This is a genomic window from Streptomyces sp. GD-15H (genome assembly GCF_045291515.1).
Classification (GTDB): domain Bacteria; phylum Actinomycetota; class Actinomycetes; order Streptomycetales; family Streptomycetaceae; genus Streptomyces.
In genome coordinates, this window is the sequence record NZ_CP149447.1 from 1,285,371 (window position 1) to 1,302,750 (window position 17,380).

Consider the following 17,380-nt stretch of genomic DNA (forward strand, 5'->3'; position numbering starts at 1 on the left):
CGCCCGCGTGTACAGCCCATACCCGTCAGCGCATCACTCCTGTTCAACGCTACGCAGAGTCCGCAACTGTTGACCCTATGAAGTCAGCAAGTCCCCCGAACGGGCATATGCCACAGCACCCCGCACACGAACGCGAGTTCACCATGCGCTTCACCTCAACGCCGCGCGGTGCCCGCCTGGCTCGTCGACTCGTCTCGCACCGCCTGAACGACTGGGGCCACCCGTACACGACCCCGGTCAACGAGACGCTCACGCTCATCACGGCGGAACTCAGCGCCAACGCCGTACGCCACGGCCACGTCCCCGGCCGGGACTTCCACGTCCAACTCACCCTGGCCGAGGACACCTTTCGCATCGAGGTGACCGACACCCGCGCCGAGAAACGGCCTCCGGCCAGTCCCCCGGCGACCGGCTCTCTTTCCGAATCCGGCCGAGGCCTGCTTCTCGTCGCCGCCCTCGCGGACGACTGGGGCGTCAGCCCTCGCAGGGGCGCCCCGGGCAAGACCGTGTGGGCGGAGCTGCACGTGCAGCCCCAGGGCCACCCGCTCACGCACCGGGTGGCCCTTGAACCGACGGACCTCGATTTACTCCTGACTACTGCTTCACTGCTGCGCGACGACCTCGGGTCGCGGCCGGAGGACGCCAGCCACGGAGGTCATCGTCAGTGAGCCCGTGCTCGCCCTGCTTCTGATGGCGGTAACCGGCGAAGAAGTCCGCCGGGGAGCCGCTGTAGAGCATGTCGAACTCGTTGTGCCACTGGGACAGCCACGGCTGGAGTTCCAGCAGGCCGGCGAGGAACGGGGTGATCTCCTCGGTGGTCAGCGCGGTGTTAGTGAAGTACGTCGCCAGCGCCTGCGCCTGCTCCTTGTGGTCCCAGCCGGCCCAGCCATACAGCTCGGGGGTGGCGGCGTTGGTCTGCCCGTAGGAGATGAACCGCTCCTTGGGCACGTCCAGCTTGCCGCGCGCCTTCCAGCAGGAGGGGCGCAGGAAGTCGGCCGAGGTGTACTTCGGCGGCACGGGGATGGAGTCCCGGATCTTGCGCTTGGACTGCTCGTCGGGCGCGGCGTCCTCCGTGCGCTGGAGGTCCCAGACCTCTTCCCAGTCGGCGCGCTTCTTCAGCCCGGAGGGCTTGTAGCGCAAGGCGGAGAGGAACGGCACGTGCTCGTCGGTGATCAGCTCGGCAACGACCTTCGCCAGTTCCTTGCGGGGTGCGTAGAGCTTGGCGACGGAGACGAAGTCTTCGTCGCGGGAGAGGGCGTCGGTGAGACGGGCCAGGGTGAGGATGGCGGGCTGGCCGTTCTCGTCGAACCAGAGCTCGCGCTTCTCCATGCGATCGAGCAGCCAGGAGCGGAGGGCCTTCTCCTGGAGCGCGTCCCAGCCCTTGGTAGCCCAGCGGCGCTTGTACTCGGGCCGCTCGACCATGCCGATGGCCCGGTTGGACTCGATGGCGTCGATGCGCTTCTGGACGACCTCGCGGTAGGGGGCGGGCCAGTGGGCGGGGATCTCGGTGATGGGGGTGGAGTTGTGCCGCTTGAACCACTCGTCGCTGGCCTCGCCTGCAGCTACGCGGCGCGCAAGGACGATTTCGAAGGCGCGCTCACCGAGGGCCAGTTCGGGAATGTTGGGGTCGTCGGGGTCCTTGGAGACACGGAGGTCTTCGGAGTGGAGGTTGTAAAGGGAGTAGACCTGCCAGTCCAGCTCCTCTTGAAGGGCGATCATGCGAGCTCGAATGGACGCCCAGCGAGAAGCAACCTCGCGCATAGCGCTCGCGGCGGGAATCGACTCAGCAGCCATCGCCGCAGGCCCCGCCGAAACTAGTTGACGAGCTAGGTTACCGAGAGTGATTCCGAGTGAAGTTGGCCTTTTCTCAGGAAGCGGAAATTCTGCAACCTTTGTGCTGGTATATTCATAACGCTCGGACCAAGGATGAACACTGACTCGTGCCCCATCAGCACCAACCGGGTCACCACCCTTGGGATAGCACACCATTTTCAACCAAAAACAGGAAATAGAACTGCTGAGCAGTCCCAGCAGTTCTAGATAGGCTTCCTCCTCCACATCTTCCGACAGCTTGATGATCGGCGCAGTCTGCTTGAAAACCTTTCCACCACGATCGAGCACAAAGTGGTTATGGCTACCAACAAAGGGAAATGCAATCGAGAGGGTAGACTTATGCCGATCCGGGAAAAACATACCCAAATCAAACCAGCGCAGACCTCTTTCTTCGGGGACTTTACCGAAGTACAGGCGCCTACTCAGGTTGGTGCGGAAGAGCCACAGGTGAGCCATAGAGGGATCCGTCAACGATCTCCTCTTCCCATCCCATTCGACAGGCATGATGACACACTGTGGATCGTCGATGATGAAGTCGCGAATTTCGTCACCGCTCACCAAGAAGACACAGTCCTCCCTGAACCCCCGACGCTGAGCAACTCTACTCGGCACCAGGAATGCTTCATCTTCCAGCGTTAGCGCAGTCATTCCGATCGAGGAAGAGATCTGAGCCAGCGAAGCCGTCGAGGTCTCCGCGAATTTATCAATCATCTCGAGGCCACCATCAGCGAGGACCCAAGGCTGCTTCGCGAAGTACTTCTCGCGATCCAGATCGTCCACGGACACCCACTGACTCACCGAACCAGGCTTGTCAATCTGCTCCACAATGGCCCGCCAGACGAACCCCTTCTCAGCATTGTCCGGCGCTGACGGCTCACCCTGTACGCTGCGCACGGTCCGGATGACCGGCGATCGTCCATTACCACCCCGCTGCCTACCCACGAGAATGACCGTCGGAGTCCCGTGCCCCGGAATGTAGGCACCCGAGGTGTCGATGACTTCGGTCAGCTCAACTGCGTGCCTGAAGTAGCCCTCGATGAGCTGAGTCCCGAACTCCCGTTTCATGAATGAGTTCGCAGTAATTTGACCGACCGAGCCATAGCCGCGCCCCTCAGAATCCCCACGCCTGGCTAGTTCGAAGAACCGCTGGGCGAATGGAACTGACAGTGCATATTTACCTGAACACGCTGAATAAAGCTTCCGGTAAAGGGCATTGAGGGTCTTGTCCTTGACAGCGATATACGGCGGGTTCCCCACGACCACGTGATACCGCCCCGGCCGCAGGATATCCGGGTACTCATGCACGTCCTCCGTGGCGTACTTGAACTCAGCCAACTCGTCCACGAAATCTTCGGTAACTCCGCCGAACAGGTTTCCCTGCTGAGAGCGCCGTGCCTTGATGAGCGAGTCTCCGACTGCCAGGTTGATCGACCACTCATACTTCGCGGCCCCCACGAGTGTCCGCACGCCGCTCGCCGCCATAGCCGCGACCAGCAGCCGGAACCGGGCAATAGCCACCGCGAACGGGTTGATGTCCACGCCGTGCACTGAGTCCAACGCTTCCCGCACCCGCTCGTGCGCATCGCGCCCCGGCTGGCCCTCAGCCCACAACCGCACCAGCCGCCGGAACGCCCCCAGCACGAAGTGCCCCGACCCGCACGTGGGGTCGATCATCTTCAGGCCCTCGTAGCCGAACTCCCGTACCGCCGGGTTCATCGTCCGGTCGAGGATGAACTCTTCCACGAACTCCGGCGTCTGGAGCAGCGCATACGTCTTCCGCGCTGCCTCGCTCAGGTCCTGGTACAGGTCACCCAGGAACCGCGTGTCCCAGCCCTCCGTACCGTCCTCGTTCAGCGGATCGGTGAAGTCGTGGACGAGGACGCCCGCCTCGTCCCGTTGGCGCCAGAACTCGACCAGCTCGCGCGCACCGTCGTGCGAGAGCGGGATCTGGTACAGCGGGTTGTGCCGCTTGTCGAAGAGCAGGCGGCCGGCCTGGCCCTGGCCCAGCTCGTCGAATGCCTTCTCCAGCCAGCCGCGGTAGGTCGGGTTGTCGTCCGACTCCACGTACGCGTCGTACCGTGACTCCGCCAGCTCGCGCCGGTCGCCGTCCGGCCCGGTCAGGTACGGCTCCGGGATCAGCCGGTTGTCCTCGCAGAACCGCACGAAGACCGTGCCCAGCACCCACGCCACCGCGACCTGCGTGACCCGCTCGTCCAGCCACGAGGTCCACGTCGCCGCCGTACGCCCCAGCTTGCGCGCCTGGTCGTACTCGGCCCTCAGCCGCGCACCGACCTCATCCAGCGCCTTCACCTGCTTGCCGAGGTCGGCCTCGACCGCCTTGACCTGCTGCTTCAGGTCGTTCAACAGAGCCTTGCGGTCGATCACTTCGCGTCTCCCTCGACACCACTTGCCACAACCGGACCGGACCCGCGATGGGCGTTACCCACCCACGTGTCCGGAAGCTGGATCCACTCCCCCAGGCCGGCCTGGTACGGCACGGCCACCTGCCCGAGCCGGGGCTCGCGCGAGGGGTCGTTCTGCGGGACCAGGAGCCACAGCCCCCGCCCGCCTCGCCGGGCCGCCGACGCCAGCCGGTCCAGGACGCCCATCGCGTCGTACCGGGCGAACACCCCGGCCTCCGTCAGCAGGACCGGACCCGCACCGCCGCCACCGTTGCCCAGCAGCTCGACGATCCGGGGCTCGACCGAGCCCCAGGCCGTCCGCGCGTACTCCGCGAACCGCACCGCGCCCTTCGAGCCCGGCTCGGCGGCGTCCGCCTTGAGCAGGGTCTCCCAGGTCGGCTTGGTACCCGGCGTGACCTGCCCGTGCAAGGCTTCCAGGAACAGCTCGGTCACCGACAGGGCCTGTGCGCCCAGCCGTTCGGCGCCCAGTTCCCGCACCGCGTCCCGCACGCGCTGCTGCCGTACGGTCAGCACCCGGTACCCGTCCCGGCGGGCCGAGGCGAGCAGCCGTTCCTCCGCGCGCACCGCGCCCGCGAGCTGCGGGTCGTCCGCGTACCGCGTCACCGCACCCGTACGCGTCGACTGCCGCCACGCGCCCATCGTGAGGTAGCTGGACGCCTCGTCCACCCGCGTCGGCAGGTAGCGCAGCGTGCCCGTGTCCTCGCGCATGCTCAACGACAGCTCGAAGCCCGCGTCGCGCAGCGCCTTGGTGAGCGGGCCGCCGGTCGGCAGGTCGTGGGTCGTGCCGCCGCGCCCGTCCGGGACAACCAGTTCGGGGAAGCGGACGCGGACCCGCTCGTGCACGTCCTCGCCGGTCAGGCCGGGCTGCCGCCCTTCCGGAACGCCCGGGATCCAGCGGACGAGTCCGGCCTGGGTGAGGCGCAGTGCCCGGACGAGCGACAGGTCGCGCGGGTAGATCTCCAGGCGCGGGGTGGCAGCGGCGTTCACGGACGCGGCGGCGGCCAGCTCCACCATGCGCCGCTCGTCCCAGTCGACGGCGCCGGGCGGGACCGTCAGCGCGCCCAGTTCGGCCAGGACGGTCGCCGCCGTCGGCAGGGTGTCCAGCCTGGCGAGCCGGTCGGCCGTCTTGCCGAGGCGGGTCGCGTAGTCGAGCAGGCCGGGCGCGGTCGGGGTGTCCGGGGCGTCGGTCTCACGCACGTCGAGGGCGAGCAGGCCGGCGCCCAGCGACTCGTCGGTCGCCTTGCGGTTCGGCTGGTGCTGGAACTCGGCTTCCTGCGGCACCAGTTGCTCGGCCTCGACGACGGCCCGTACCGCCGCCAGGGCCATCGCGCGCCGCTGCTCGCGTCCGGCGAGGTGCGTGCCGCGCCGGACGGCGAGGGCGTCGGCGATCTCCACGGCGGAGGCAACGCGCCCCATGCTCACCAGCAGGTCGATGATCTCGTCCCGCAGTGCCCGGACTGCGGGCTCCGCCTTCCAGCGCTTGCGCTCGTCCTTGAGCATCTGCGGGATGCGGCCGTGGCTGAGGCCGAGCGCGTCGGCGACGTCCTTCTGCTTCGGCCAGACGCCGATGCCGGGCAGGACGCCGTGTTCGTCGGGCAGGCGCAGCAGCAGCCGGACCATCTCCGCCTTGTTGCGGTTGGAGCCGTTGTTGTTGACGGCCGGCACGAAGACGGTGGCGAGGGTGTCGAGGCTGACCGAGCGCAGGGTGCGGGCGGACAGCGCGCCCGCCGACTCGCCCGTCGCGAGCTGCCCGACGAGGGCGGACTCGGCGGCGGTGAGCTGCTCCAGCTCCTCCTTCGCCTCCGCCCGGCCCTTCGGCGTGAGCGGGGAGACGGGGGCCTCGCGCAGCCGCTCGCCCCATTCCCGCTGCCGCTGCTGGACCTCGTTGCGGGTCTTGGCGCCTAGGCCGGGGGCGTTGACGAGCTTGCGGCGGCTGTGGTCGAGGAGTTCGCCGACCGTCGTGAGGCCCAGGCCGTAGAGGAAGGACTGGGCGGCGGGCGTGAGGCCGGAGACGGTCAGCGGGGTGTCGCGGGTGACCTCGGCGGCGAGGCGGTCGCGCTGCTGCTCGGCGGTCTCCGGCTCGGCGTCCGCGATGCCCGCAGCGGCGCCCTCGGCGGGTGCGGTCCCCTCGGCCGGGGCCGCGGGGCGGGTGCGGTGGCTGGAGGGGACGGTCTGCGAGGCGTCGAGGAAGACCTTGCGCCAGGCGTCCCGCATCGGCTTCAGCTCGGGGAACCGCTTGCCCGCGTCGCGGTGCAGTGCCTTCTGGAAGAAGGCGACGAGCCCGTCCCGCACGGCCGGGTCGAAGGCCTCGGCCGCGATCGTCGGGTGCGGCCACTCCTTCGGGTCGGTCATGCGGGGCAGGACGCTGCCGTCGCCCCACTTCGGCAGTTCGCCGGAGGCCATCTGGTGCAGGGTGACGGCGACGGAGTACCGCTCGGCGTGCGAGTCGTAGGAGCCGCGCGTGATGACCTCGACGAAGGGGTCGAGGTAGCCGTCGGTGCCCGCGTCGGTGCTCTTCGCCGGGTAGCCGGCCAGCGAGAAGTCGATGAGGACCAGCTCGCGGGTGCGGTTGGGGCGGACGCGGACGGCGATGTTGTCGGGCTTGATGTCGCGGTGCCAGACGCCCTCGCCCTCCAGGAAGTCGACGGCGCCGAAGAGGTAGTCACCGTACGCCTCAAGCTGGTCGACCGGGAGGCGGCCGTGCTCGCGGAGCTGGCGGGCGACGGTCTCCTCGCGGCGGCGCGGGCGGGACGTGCCTTCGGCGCCCTGGCCGCCGTCGTCGCGCTCGTCGCCGACGTACTCCAGCGCCAGGACGGTGCGGCCGCCGATGTGCAGCGGCTCGGGTTCGACGAGGCGGATGATGCCGGAGTGGGGGCGCAGGCGGTGCATGGCCTCGGCCTCGCGGACGAGGATCTCGCCGCGGCTGTCGGAGAGGGCGACCTTCAGCACGGCCAGCGGGCGCGTCCTGCGGGTCTCCGCCTCCAGGTCGCGGACGAGGAAGGCACGGCTGGTGGAGCCGGTGCCGAGGCGGCGGCGGACCTCCCACCGGCCGGCGAGCACGTCGCCGACGACGACCTCCAGCGGGTCCTTGTCGGCGGGCGCCCCGGTCTCCTCCTCGGCGTGCCCGTCGAGGGCCGCGGCGGGGGCGGTGAGGGAGTCCTCGACGACCTCCAGCAGTTCCAGGAACTCGTCGACGCTGGAGAGGCGCTGTCCGGGGCGGTAGGCGGTGGCGGCCTGCACCAGCTCGTCCACGTCCTCGGACAGGCCGTCGACCAGGGAGCTGGGGCGCAGGCCCTCCCCGCTTCCAGGCGGGCCAGCAGCTCGGCCTGGCTGGCGGCCGGGGCCTTGCCGGTGACCAGCAGGTAGGTGAGGACGCCGAGCCCGTACACGTCGAGGTAGACCGGGTCGGGGCTGAGGGCGGTGAGTTCCGGTGCGAGGTAGGCGTCGGCGTCGTCGGACAGGTGCAGGACGGACAGGGCGGTCGGCGCGAACCGGGTCATGCCCTGGCCCTGGGAGGAGTCGCCGCTGCGCTGGGTGGCGATCTGCCAGTCGGAGACCTGCAGTTGCGGGGTGAGCCAGGCGGCCTCCTCCCCGACGGCCCGGCCCTTCCCGCCGCGCGGGCGGGGGACGACGAGCACGGAGCGGGCGGCGAGCGCCCGGTGGTGGATGCGGCTGGCGTGCGCGGAGCGGATGGTCTCGGCGAGCTGGCGCACCAGCGCCATCCGGCCGAGGATGTCCAGCTTCTCGCCGTACTGGACCAGGTACTCGTCCAGCTTCAGGGTGTTCGGGTGGTAGTCGAAGATCAGCGCGGGTCCGGCGGCGTGGCCGGAGGGGAAGTACTGCTTGAGCTGGACGGCGCCGGGGTGCTTGAAGCGGCCGAGGACGGCGGCCTCGCGCCGGGCGGCGTTCTCGACGGACTGGCGCAGGGATGCCTCGGAGCCGCGCTCGCTGAGGTAGATCCGCACGCGGGCGGCCTCGGGCAGGTCGCTGTGGCGGGCGAGGTAGTCCGCCCAGGTGGGCCCGGAGTCGAAGGACTTCCGCTCCAGCTCGTAGGGGCCGACCTTGTACTGGGCGTCGCTCTTGCGGATGCCGATCTTCTTCAGGGCTCCCGCGATCTCGCGCGAGCCGATCGCGGTGATGCGGCGGCGCTCGTCGGGCGGGGGCCGCTCGAGCATCTCGACCAGCTCGTCGACGGTGTACACGCCGTTCTGGTCGTGGGCGGGCAGCCGTACGCGCAGGCCGTTGTCGGTGAAGCAGACGGCCTCGGCGACCCAGACCCGCTTGCCACCGGTCTGGGCGAGCAGGCCGGCCAGTTCCTTGGCCTTGCGGTTGACCAGGTGCAGCGGGTTGCCGTGGGTGCGGCGGTGGCCGCCGGGGGTGGTCTGGACCCAGGTGCCGTTCTCGGAGGTGACCGAGCCGTGCCAGTCCTTCAGCTCGATCATGCAGACGCCGCCGGGGGCGACGACCAGGAGGTCGACCTCGCGGACGTGGCCGGTGTTGGCGGTGAAGGTGAAGTTCGACCAGGCCCGCCAGGGGTCGCCGTCCGGCAGCTTCTGGCGGATCGCCTCCAGGCCTCGGCGTTCGTGCTCGAACTCGGACTCGGTGACCGTGGCCCACCGGCCTTCCCGCATGCCTGTTCCCCGCTCCTCGTGTCCTTCAAGGGCCACCGTTCCCCATGGTCAGGCCCTCGGGCAGATCCTAGTGGTTGCCTGCGACATGAAAAGGGGCGGTGAAGGACGGGACTATGAGGACATACAGCCCGCATGATCACAAGGGGATGCCGCGCTTCATGCAGCCGTACGACAGTGACAGCGGACCAGTTCTCCGCATACCGGATGAAATCGCCCTGGGCTGACCTGACCGCGTGAGCCGAGAACCATCCTGCTCCCCACTGTCGTGCATGGGCGCGACTCAAAGAGCGTGCGCGACCTCCACACACTCGTTACTCCTGAGCCCGTGGCAGACGCCCTTGCACCACGGAAACCCGTCGGCGCCCCGACGTGTACGAGTTCCGCCATCCGCCCTTCTTCTCCACTCGGGAAACACTAGGGTCGCCGTCAGGCACATCGGCAAGGAGAGCCGACGTGGGCAGCGCCGACGGGGGGAACAATGGCGAACACCACCAAGATCGACGTGAATGTCCGCGGACTGTTCGACGACTTCGGGGCCTTCCGCACGCCGACGACCTCGGACTTCGGCTCGGTGCTGACGAACGGCCTCGTCACCCCCGACGCCAACGTTCTGCTCAATCTCTATCGCTACACCGAACAGGCGCGTGCCGACCTCCTGGCAGCGCTCGGCGCCCTGGGTGATCGCTTATGGATTCCGCATCAGGTGTTGGTGGAGTTCTGGCGGAACCGGGAGACCACGATCTCCGACGCGCGGTCGACCAGCGCCAAGGCCGCGCAGGAGATGAGCGGTCACTCGGTGCAGGCGGTGCAGACACTGCGTACCTGGGCCAACCGGGTCGCCTTGGGCGACGACGACCTCGATGACCTCCGCGATCGGTTGAGCGAGGTCTTCGAGGAAGTCCGAAAGAAGATCAACGAGGTCGGCGAGGGCGAGTGGCAGCACATCGGGCATGACACGAGCACCGATCCGGTGATCGCGAAGCTGGAGCCGGCGCTGACCGGCAGGGTGGGGGCACCTTTCTCCGCAGAAGACCGTGCCACGTTGACCGCCTTGGGGCAGAAGCGTGTCGCCCAGCGGGTTCCACCCGGTTACATGGACGCCAAGAAGGACGGCGACGGAGCGGTCGGTGACTTCTTCGTGTGGGAACAACTGCTGCGCGAGGCATCCCGTCGTCAGTGCGACGTCCTGTTCGTGACCGCGGACGCCAAAGAGGACTGGTGGCGCAAGGAGCGCGGCCACAATCGCGGCCCACGACCGGAATTGACGGCGGAACTCCGGGCCCGCGGCGGAGGCCGGCTCTTCCTTCTGTCACCGAAGCAGTTCCTGGAAGTCGCCGCGCCCGTTCTGCGGCTCAGTCTTCAGGCCGGTTCCGTCGAGGACATCGAGCGGGTCGAGCGCATCGAAGCAGACGCCGCATACGGTGGGTGGACCGCCGAGGCCCTTGAGGACCTCTTCCGGGGGCTGGCGTACGAGGGTTACGTCAACCGCGTCGACGTCATCCGCCACGCGGCGGAGATGGACGGGCATGTGGAGGCCGTCTCGGTCTACGACATCTGCGGCTACGACGACGGCCGGACCCTGAAGGGCTTCACCAAACCGATCACGCGGATCAGTCGCAACCTGCAGGAGCAGGGGCTGATTCCGGACTCGGCGGTGCCGGTGCTCACGGCTGAGTACAGGAACGGCCCGGGCCCTGCCTCCGGTTTCAGAGTCCACCCGCTCCTCGTTCCCCTCATCAACGACGCCGGAGACGACGAGGATTCGTGACGCGACGCCGGCGCTCGGCGTGCGCATGCCGTCACGTGTGCCCGTTCAAGCCTCGTCTTGGCTGCAGCCGGACCGAGGGCCGCACCCGAACGCACTCCGGCGGTGGCTGGAAAGCATGAGCACGAAACAGCGGGGCACTACCGTTACTCCTGCTGCGCACCTTCCCGGAGGGTACGTCTGCGGTGTTCCGATGCCGGTTCCCGGCTGTGACTGACGAGTGGTTTCCGCTGCGTGCTGCGCGCGCGGCGTGAGTGCGGATGCCCGGTAGGGCGATCCCTGCCATTCCCAGCTCACGCCAAGGAGTGGACATCCATGAACCCCGTTGAGTACAAGCCCGCACGTCGTCACCGGCTTCGCGAGATCCTGGTCGACGTCGCCGCGGGTGTCGCCACCCAGCTTGCGGTGGCGGCCTTGGCGGCGGCAGCGCGCCTGCTCTTGGGTGCCGAAGGGCCGCCATGCTATTGGCGGGCTCGGACCTCCGTGCCGGCCCTGGGACCGGCCTCCACTGCGACGTCTTCCGCCACCACGACCCGGAAACCGGGCACCGCATGGCTCCCGGCCCACTCGGCATCTGGTCGCACTGCCAAGTGGTCCGGGGCCTGGGGGACATAGGAGAGGAGCCAGGTCGGGAACAGTTGGAGGATGCTCCCGCGGACCTCAGTAGAGGTAGGCGAACGATCTCACCTGGGACGCGGTGAGGGCTCCGTTGAAGACGCGGACGGTGTCCGCCCCGCCGTGGAAGTGCTCGCCCCAGCCGCCGTCGGCGGTGTGGCCGCGGCCGATCTGAAGCGGGCCGGGGGCGCTCCAGGAGGCGTTGAACTCCGTGGTGGCCACGGCCTCGCCCCTGACGTACAAGGTGATGTGGCCCTCGGAGTCGTCGTACACGACGACCACTTCGTCGGTGTGGGACGTGGGAGCGCCGGGCCCGGCGACAACGGTCTCCGCGGCGCCCGGTTCGCTGCCGCGGGTGACGACCAGCTGCCACTCGGACGCGGCCGGGTCGTAGCGGACCTTGAAGGCGTCGCTGTCGGCGTCGCCCTGGGACAGGAGGGTCATCGGCCGGTCGGGGGTGGTGTCGGCGAAGCGGACCCGCAGGCCGACGCTGTAGCTGTCGGCGGTGTCGACGACGGGGCCATCGGTGGCGGCGTAGTCGTCCGTGCCGTCCAGGGCCAGGTGGTCGTTGCCGTCGAGGGCGTCCGCCGGGAACTCGACGCACTCGGGGTCTTCGAAGCAGGCGTCGTAGTCGGGGGTGTAGAAGCCGGCGCCGCCGTGCAGGGTGAGCGGCTTGTCGCCGTCCCGGTCGGGGATCACACCGTCGTCGGTGCGCTCGATGTCCCAGGCGGCGACCAGTTCGGCGGGGCGGGAACCCAGCCTCTCGATCTCCTTGCGGGGCACGACCCGGTCCCAGACACGGACGTCGCCGATCTCGCCCTGCCAACGCGCACCGCCGTCGCCGCGGGCGCGGCCGATCTGGAAGGCGCCGGGGGCGGCCACCGGGGCGACGCCGGTCTCGGAAGCGACCTCCTTGCCGTTGACGTAGAGGCGCAGGGTGTCGTCCTCGGTGTCGTACAGGCCGGTCAGGTGGGCCCAGCCGCCGGCGGAGGCGCTGCCGCCGGTGAGGGTGGTGGCACCGTAGCGGAAGGCCCAGGTGGCCGGGGAGTCCGCGGTCGGGCGCAGGCCGAGGGTGAAGGCTGAGGTGCCGTCGGCGGCATCCTGGCTGGCCACCGTCATCGGGGAGTCGGTGGCGGCGGGGCGGACCCATGCGGAGAGGGCGAAGGTCCTGGCGGTGTCCGTCGCGGGGGCGTCCGGGGTGAGATAGCTGTTGCCCCGGCCGTTGAGGGTGACGGTGGAGGTGAGGTCGGTGCGGGAGGGTGCGGGGGCGCCGAAGACGACGCCGTCCTCGGCGCGGGCCACAGGGCCGGCCTCGGCGGCGGCGTTGTCGGCTCCGGCCGGATCGGCGAGCTTCCAGCGGGCGACGGGGGCGCGGCCGGTGGCGACGCGCGTCCAGTAAGTCGTCTGGGAGCTGGACCGCCCGGCCCGGTCGACGGCGCGGACCTGCACGTGGTAGGGCCCGCTGTCCTCCGGCATCCACCGGATGGTGACCGGTCCGCCCGGTTCCTCGGGCCGGACCCGCTTGGGGGCGGAGCCGAGGACGGAGTAGACATACTCGACGACGTCCTCGGACGGGGAGTCGAACGTGAAGCTGCCGTAGACGCCGACGCCGTCGTGCCAGCCGCTGTCGTCGTCCGGATACTGCTCCGAGACGATCGTCGCCGGCTGGGGTTGACCGTGTCGATGACGAACCGGCAGGTGATGCCGGGGGCCTCGTCGCTCCAGGCGGAGGTCGCGCCCTCGCGGTCGACGGCCCGGACGTGCCAGGAGACGATGGTGTCGGCCGGGAGGTCGGAGGGGGTCCGCCACAACTGGGTGATCGGAGAGTGCACGATGCCGGAGGTGTGGCTGCGGCGCTGCGTGGTTCCGTCAGCGTCGGTCCACCAGGCCTCGAACTCGGCCCCGGCCCCGTTGGTCTCCCCCTCCTGGTTGTCCTCCGTCGTGTCCTCGACGACGGCCCGGAGTTCGGGCGCGTTGGGGACGTGGACGGGTTCGGCGGAGCAAGCTTTGCTCCAGTTGGCAGTGAGGGTGTCGATGCTCGGCTGAAGCGGCGGAAGGTTCTCCCCGGCCGCCGTGGCGATGCCCGGGGTGGCGGCCAGCAGCACGGCTGCCAGTCCCGTGGCCGCGGCGGCGGTTCTGGCGCGCCGACCGGAATGCGTGTTCATGCGGTGGGGTCCCCCCTGTTTCGGTTGTCCGGTCCCGCGCGGGACGGTTCGCCGCCCTTCGGCTCGCGCAAGGACCACACAGAGACCAGCAGCTGTCATGCTCACCACCAGTCTCGGATTGCACGACTATAGAACGCTCTTCGAACGCGTTCAGAACAATTTCCCGGCTGACGCGGAACCGTGACGACTCTGGGCCACCACGGGCCCGTCCCCGCAACCCGCTGCGCGCGGCCGGGCCCGTCGCCGGGGCTCGGAGGAACCGGCCGTGTCCTTCGCCCGCGAGGCCGCGGCCAGGGCGCGGCTGCGCAGCCGGCTCACCGCGCTGCCGCTGATCGCCTGGTACGAACACCACGGCGGCGAGGCGCAGGCGGCCGACATCCGTGCGCCGCACCGTCCCCGGCGACCCACCGGCTGCTCGATGCCTGCCTGGACTGATCACTGATCCGCTGTTCGAGGAGATGCAGGACCGGGGCCGGCCACCCCAGCCCGGCTCCCGGAGATCCACCGGACCCTGCGCGCCCAGCGCGAGGACCGGCACCGCGCCGATGCCCTGCTCTCGCTTGTCGGCAACCTGATGGAGGACTACGGGGGCTGGTGACGTCGGCCGAGGAGGCTGAGCCCACATCCGATGCCCCGGGGCGATCTCCCGGCGCTGGTCGGCGCACGGTGATCCGCCGGGCGCGGTCAGGGCGCCCGGACCGCCGAGATGTCGAACTCGAGCTCGATCTCCTCGCTGACCATCAGGCCACCGGTCTCCAGCACCGCGTTCCAGGTGAGGTCCCACTGGCTGCGGTTGACAATGGCTGTGCCGTCGAAACCGATCCGCTCGACGCCGAAGGCGTCGACCACCAAGCCCGTGTAGAGGAGGTCGATGGTGACCGGATGCGTGCGGTCCTTGATGGTGAGGGCGCCCGTCATCCGGAAGCGGTCCTCACCGACCTGCTCGGTGTGGGTGCTGCTGAAGGTGATGGTCGGGTAGCGCTCGACGTCGAGGAAGTCGGCGCTGCAGAGGTGACGGTCGCGCTGCGCGACGCGGGTGTCGATGGTGGCCGTCCGAACGACCACCCCGACTCCGGAGCGTTCCGGTCGTTCACCGTCCAGGCGAAGCCAGCCGTCGAAGTCGGTGAAGCTCCCCCGGACCCGGGTGACCAGAGCGTGCCGGGCGGCGAACCCGATGGTGCTGTGCGACTGGTCGAACAGCCACTCCCCGGAGAGCCAGGCCCGGGAGGGGTCGGCATTGAACGTCCGGGCGCCCGCGCCCGCCGGCGGGGCCGGCGACGGTGCCGGCTCGGTGTCGACGGACCGTGCGGTGCGGAAGAGAGAGCGGAAGTCCATCAGATCTCCCGGTGAGGGTGCTTGACATCCGCATGTGCGGCTTCAGGAGACCGCCATTCAACAGGTGCAGGGCGCATCAAAACGATCTTGGCCGGATTCTTTCTCAAGTTGAGACCTTCGTCATGGGCCGGGACCGGCGGCGTGCCCGGTGCCACGACTTCGGCGCTCCGCCGTGAGCGGCGCCGTGGCACCGGGCACGGACCCGGTGCGGGTCCCCACGCGGGCGGACCTGGGCCCGTGCCACGGCGACGGTCTCCCCGGCGCCTCCCGCCGGAACGGCGTTTCAGCTGTTCCCGGTGTTCCCGGCCAGGAAGGCCTCGACCTCGTCGCGACGGGCGAGGGAGGGCTGGGCTCCCGCTCGGGTGGTGCTGATCGCCGCGGCGGCGCAGGCCCAGCGGGCGGACTGCTCGAGGGTGCGGCCCTCCGCGAGGGCGACGGCCAGTGCACCGCAGAAGGAGTCACCGGCGGCCGTGGTGTCCACGGGCCGGACGGAGAAGGCCGGGACGTGCAGGTGTGAGGTGCCCTCAAGGAGGAGCACGCCGTCACCGCCGAGCGTGACGATCACCGCGTCGACCCCGGTCAGCTTGCGTGCCGCGGCGACGACCTCGTCGATCGTCTCCGGTACGGGCGTGCCGGTGAGGGCCGCCAGTTCCGTGCGGTTGGGGACCAGCACGTCGACATGGGGCGGCGGGACGGCGCCGGCGACGGCGGGGGCCGGATTGTGCAGCACGATGCCGCCGGCCAGCCGTGCGGCGGCGTGGTTGGCCTCGTCCGGGACCTCCTGCTGGAGGACGGTCACGGCCGCCCCGCGCAGCAGGCCCGCGGCGGCCTCGCAGTCGGCGGCGCCCAGGAGGGCGTTGGCACCGGGGCTGACGATGATGGTGTTCTCGCCCGCCGGGTCGACGGCGATCAGGGCGCGGCCGGTCGCCGTGTCCGGGGTGCGGGTGATGTGCGTGGTGTCCACGCCTTCCTGCCGGACGGCGTCGAGCATGACGTCGGCCGCGTCGTCCTCGCCGACCCGGCCGACGAAGGCGACGTTCCCGCCGAGCCGGGCGGCGGCGGCCGCCTGGTTGGCGCCCTTGCCGCCGGGGTGCTGGGCGATGCCACCGCCGAGGACCGTCTCGCCCGGCACCGGATGCCGGGGAACCAGTACGCCGGGATTCGGGGTGAGGCTTCCGGCGACTGCGCTCACCGGTCTTCCTCTGCGGGGTGGGTACTGCCGGTGTCCTGGGCCGAGGCGGTGCGGGGTGCGCTGGAGGCGCGTACGACGAGTTCGGGGGCGAGCCGGACCGACCGTCGCGGCCCGTCCGGCTGCCCGTTCTGCTGCCCGGCCAGCCGGTGGCCGAGCAGGTGCGCGGCCTCGGCGGCCAGTGCGCGCACGGGCTGGCGGACGGTGGTCAGGGCTGGTTCGGCGAGGTCCGCCACGGGGATGTCGTCGAAACCGGTGACGGCGACCTCACCCGGGACGTCCACGCCGAGTTGCCGCAGCCGTCGCAGCGCGCCGACCGCGATGAGGTCGTTGGCGCAGACGATGGCGTCCGGCCGGGAGGGCAGGATCCGGTCCACCGCGGCCCGCCCCCACTCCAGCGAGAAGTCGCCGAGTTCGACGCGGCCGCGGGCTTCCGGGTCCACGGCGCCGGCCCCCGCCTCGTACGCCGCGAGCCGCTCGACCGCCGCCGAGTCGGTTCCGGCCGCGCCCACGAAGCACAGGCGACGGCGGCCGGTGGCGGCCAGATGGTCCAGGACGAGCGCCATGCCGGCGGTGTTGTCGGTCGCGACCGAGTCGGCGACGCCGGGACCGCAGCCGCGGTCCAGCAGCACCAGCGGCACGCGGGCCGCCGCCCTCGCCACCGCCTCCCTACTGTGCGTCTCGTCGACGGGAATGACCAGCAGGGCGTCGACCTGCCGGTCCAGCAGCGCGGTGATCCTGGCCGCCTCGGTCTCCGGGTCGTCGTCGCAGTCGGCGAACAGCACGGCGCGGCCCTCGGCATGCAGCGCGTGCTCCACCTCCCGCACGAGGGAGGGGAAGAAGGGGTTGGTGATCTGCGGCAGGACGAGGCCGATGGTGCCGGTGGAGCGGCTGCGCAGGGCGCGGGCGACCTGGTTGGGCCGGTAACCGAGACGGTCGGCCGCCTCCTTGACCCGGCGGGCGATCTCGGGCCCGACCGGACGGGTTCCGCCCAGCACCCGGGACACCGTGGCAACGGAACAACCCGATGCGCGAGCCACGTCCTTCAGTGTGACCTCGGACACTGTCGAGCCCCCTCCACTCGGTACGACTCCGCTTCTTCTCACCGGTTCTCACCAGGCGGGAAGCGGTCTCCCGGGATCATTTCGGCAAACGTTATCACCAGGCAACCGTCAGGATTCGGTGCATCCATGCCGCATCATGAGATATCAGTCATTGACAACGTCGGGCCCCGTAAGGAATTTTTTTGGAGAACGTTTTCCCGAACTGTTTCCAAGGAGGTGCGCAGTGTTCACCCCGATCGCCGGCGGCAGCCCATCGCCCCGGGCCGCTGCCGTGCCTCCGGTGACGGTGACGGAGACGGCCACCACCACCGGCGCCGGGTGTACGAGCCGGCCCGCCCTCCGGTAGCAGCCCTCCTTCGG

The 17,380-nt window shown here is 69.9% G+C and carries 9 protein-coding genes and 1 pseudogene; 4 read left to right on the forward strand and 6 right to left on the reverse strand.

Annotation, left to right across the window (positions count from 1 at the left end):
• The first annotated feature begins 107 nt into the window (after positions 1-107).
• Positions 108-668 carry an ATP-binding protein gene (locus WJ438_RS06340; protein ID WP_406724327.1) on the forward strand — a complete coding sequence of 187 codons (561 nt, stop codon included), beginning with the start codon at positions 108-110 and terminating at the stop codon, positions 666-668.
• On the opposite strand, the gene pglX is transcribed toward WJ438_RS06340, so the two are convergent.
• Together pglX and pglW are read right to left on the reverse strand one after the other, a co-directional pair.
• Entirely contained in the window at positions 595-4,218 is a 3,624-nt protein-coding gene (pglX, locus tag WJ438_RS06345) for a BREX-2 system adenine-specific DNA-methyltransferase PglX (RefSeq protein WP_406724328.1), read from the reverse strand. The genes WJ438_RS06340 and pglX overlap by 74 nt on opposite strands.
• Positions 4,215-8,887, reverse strand: a pseudogene (gene pglW / locus WJ438_RS06350) (BREX system serine/threonine kinase PglW). Before pglW ends, pglX begins: the two are co-directional and overlap by 4 nt.
• Before the next feature lie 478 nt (positions 8,888-9,365).
• Here pglW and WJ438_RS06355 point away from each other — a divergent pair.
• Together WJ438_RS06355 and WJ438_RS06360 are read left to right on the forward strand one after the other, a co-directional pair.
• Positions 9,366-10,655: a PIN domain-containing protein gene (locus tag WJ438_RS06355; protein ID WP_406724329.1), complete on the forward strand. Its 1,290-nt coding sequence runs from the start codon at positions 9,366-9,368 to the stop codon at positions 10,653-10,655.
• A gap of 312 nt (positions 10,656-10,967) precedes the next feature.
• Positions 10,968-11,267, forward strand: coding sequence for a DUF6408 family protein (locus tag WJ438_RS06360; protein WP_406724330.1), 300 nt, complete (start codon positions 10,968-10,970; stop codon positions 11,265-11,267).
• A 45-nt stretch (positions 11,268-11,312) separates the two neighbouring features.
• Here the strand turns inward: WJ438_RS06360 and WJ438_RS06365 are convergent, their stop codons facing one another.
• Positions 11,313-13,076, reverse strand: coding sequence for a LamG domain-containing protein (locus WJ438_RS06365; protein ID WP_406724331.1), 1,764 nt, complete (start codon positions 13,074-13,076; stop codon positions 11,313-11,315).
• Between the two features lie 621 nt (positions 13,077-13,697).
• On the opposite strand from WJ438_RS06365, the gene WJ438_RS06370 reads away from it, so the two are divergent.
• Complete coding sequence (locus WJ438_RS06370) at positions 13,698-13,874, forward strand: hypothetical protein (RefSeq protein WP_406724332.1); 177 nt, start codon at positions 13,698-13,700, stop codon at positions 13,872-13,874.
• A 242-nt stretch (positions 13,875-14,116) separates the two neighbouring features.
• Here WJ438_RS06370 and WJ438_RS06375 read toward each other — a convergent pair whose 3' ends face one another.
• From WJ438_RS06375 to WJ438_RS06385, 3 genes are all read right to left on the reverse strand, one after another.
• Positions 14,117-14,767 carry a YceI family protein gene (locus WJ438_RS06375; RefSeq protein WP_406724333.1) on the reverse strand — a complete coding sequence of 217 codons (651 nt, stop codon included), beginning with the start codon at positions 14,765-14,767 and terminating at the stop codon, positions 14,117-14,119.
• A gap of 283 nt (positions 14,768-15,050) precedes the next feature.
• Positions 15,051-15,959 carry a PfkB family carbohydrate kinase gene (locus WJ438_RS06380; RefSeq protein WP_406724334.1) on the reverse strand — a complete coding sequence of 303 codons (909 nt, stop codon included), beginning with the start codon at positions 15,957-15,959 and terminating at the stop codon, positions 15,051-15,053.
• Entirely contained in the window at positions 15,956-17,062 is a 1,107-nt protein-coding gene (locus WJ438_RS06385) for a LacI family DNA-binding transcriptional regulator (protein ID WP_406724335.1), read from the reverse strand. Before WJ438_RS06385 ends, WJ438_RS06380 begins: the two co-directional genes overlap by 4 nt.
• Between the last annotated feature and the right edge of the window lie 318 nt (positions 17,063-17,380).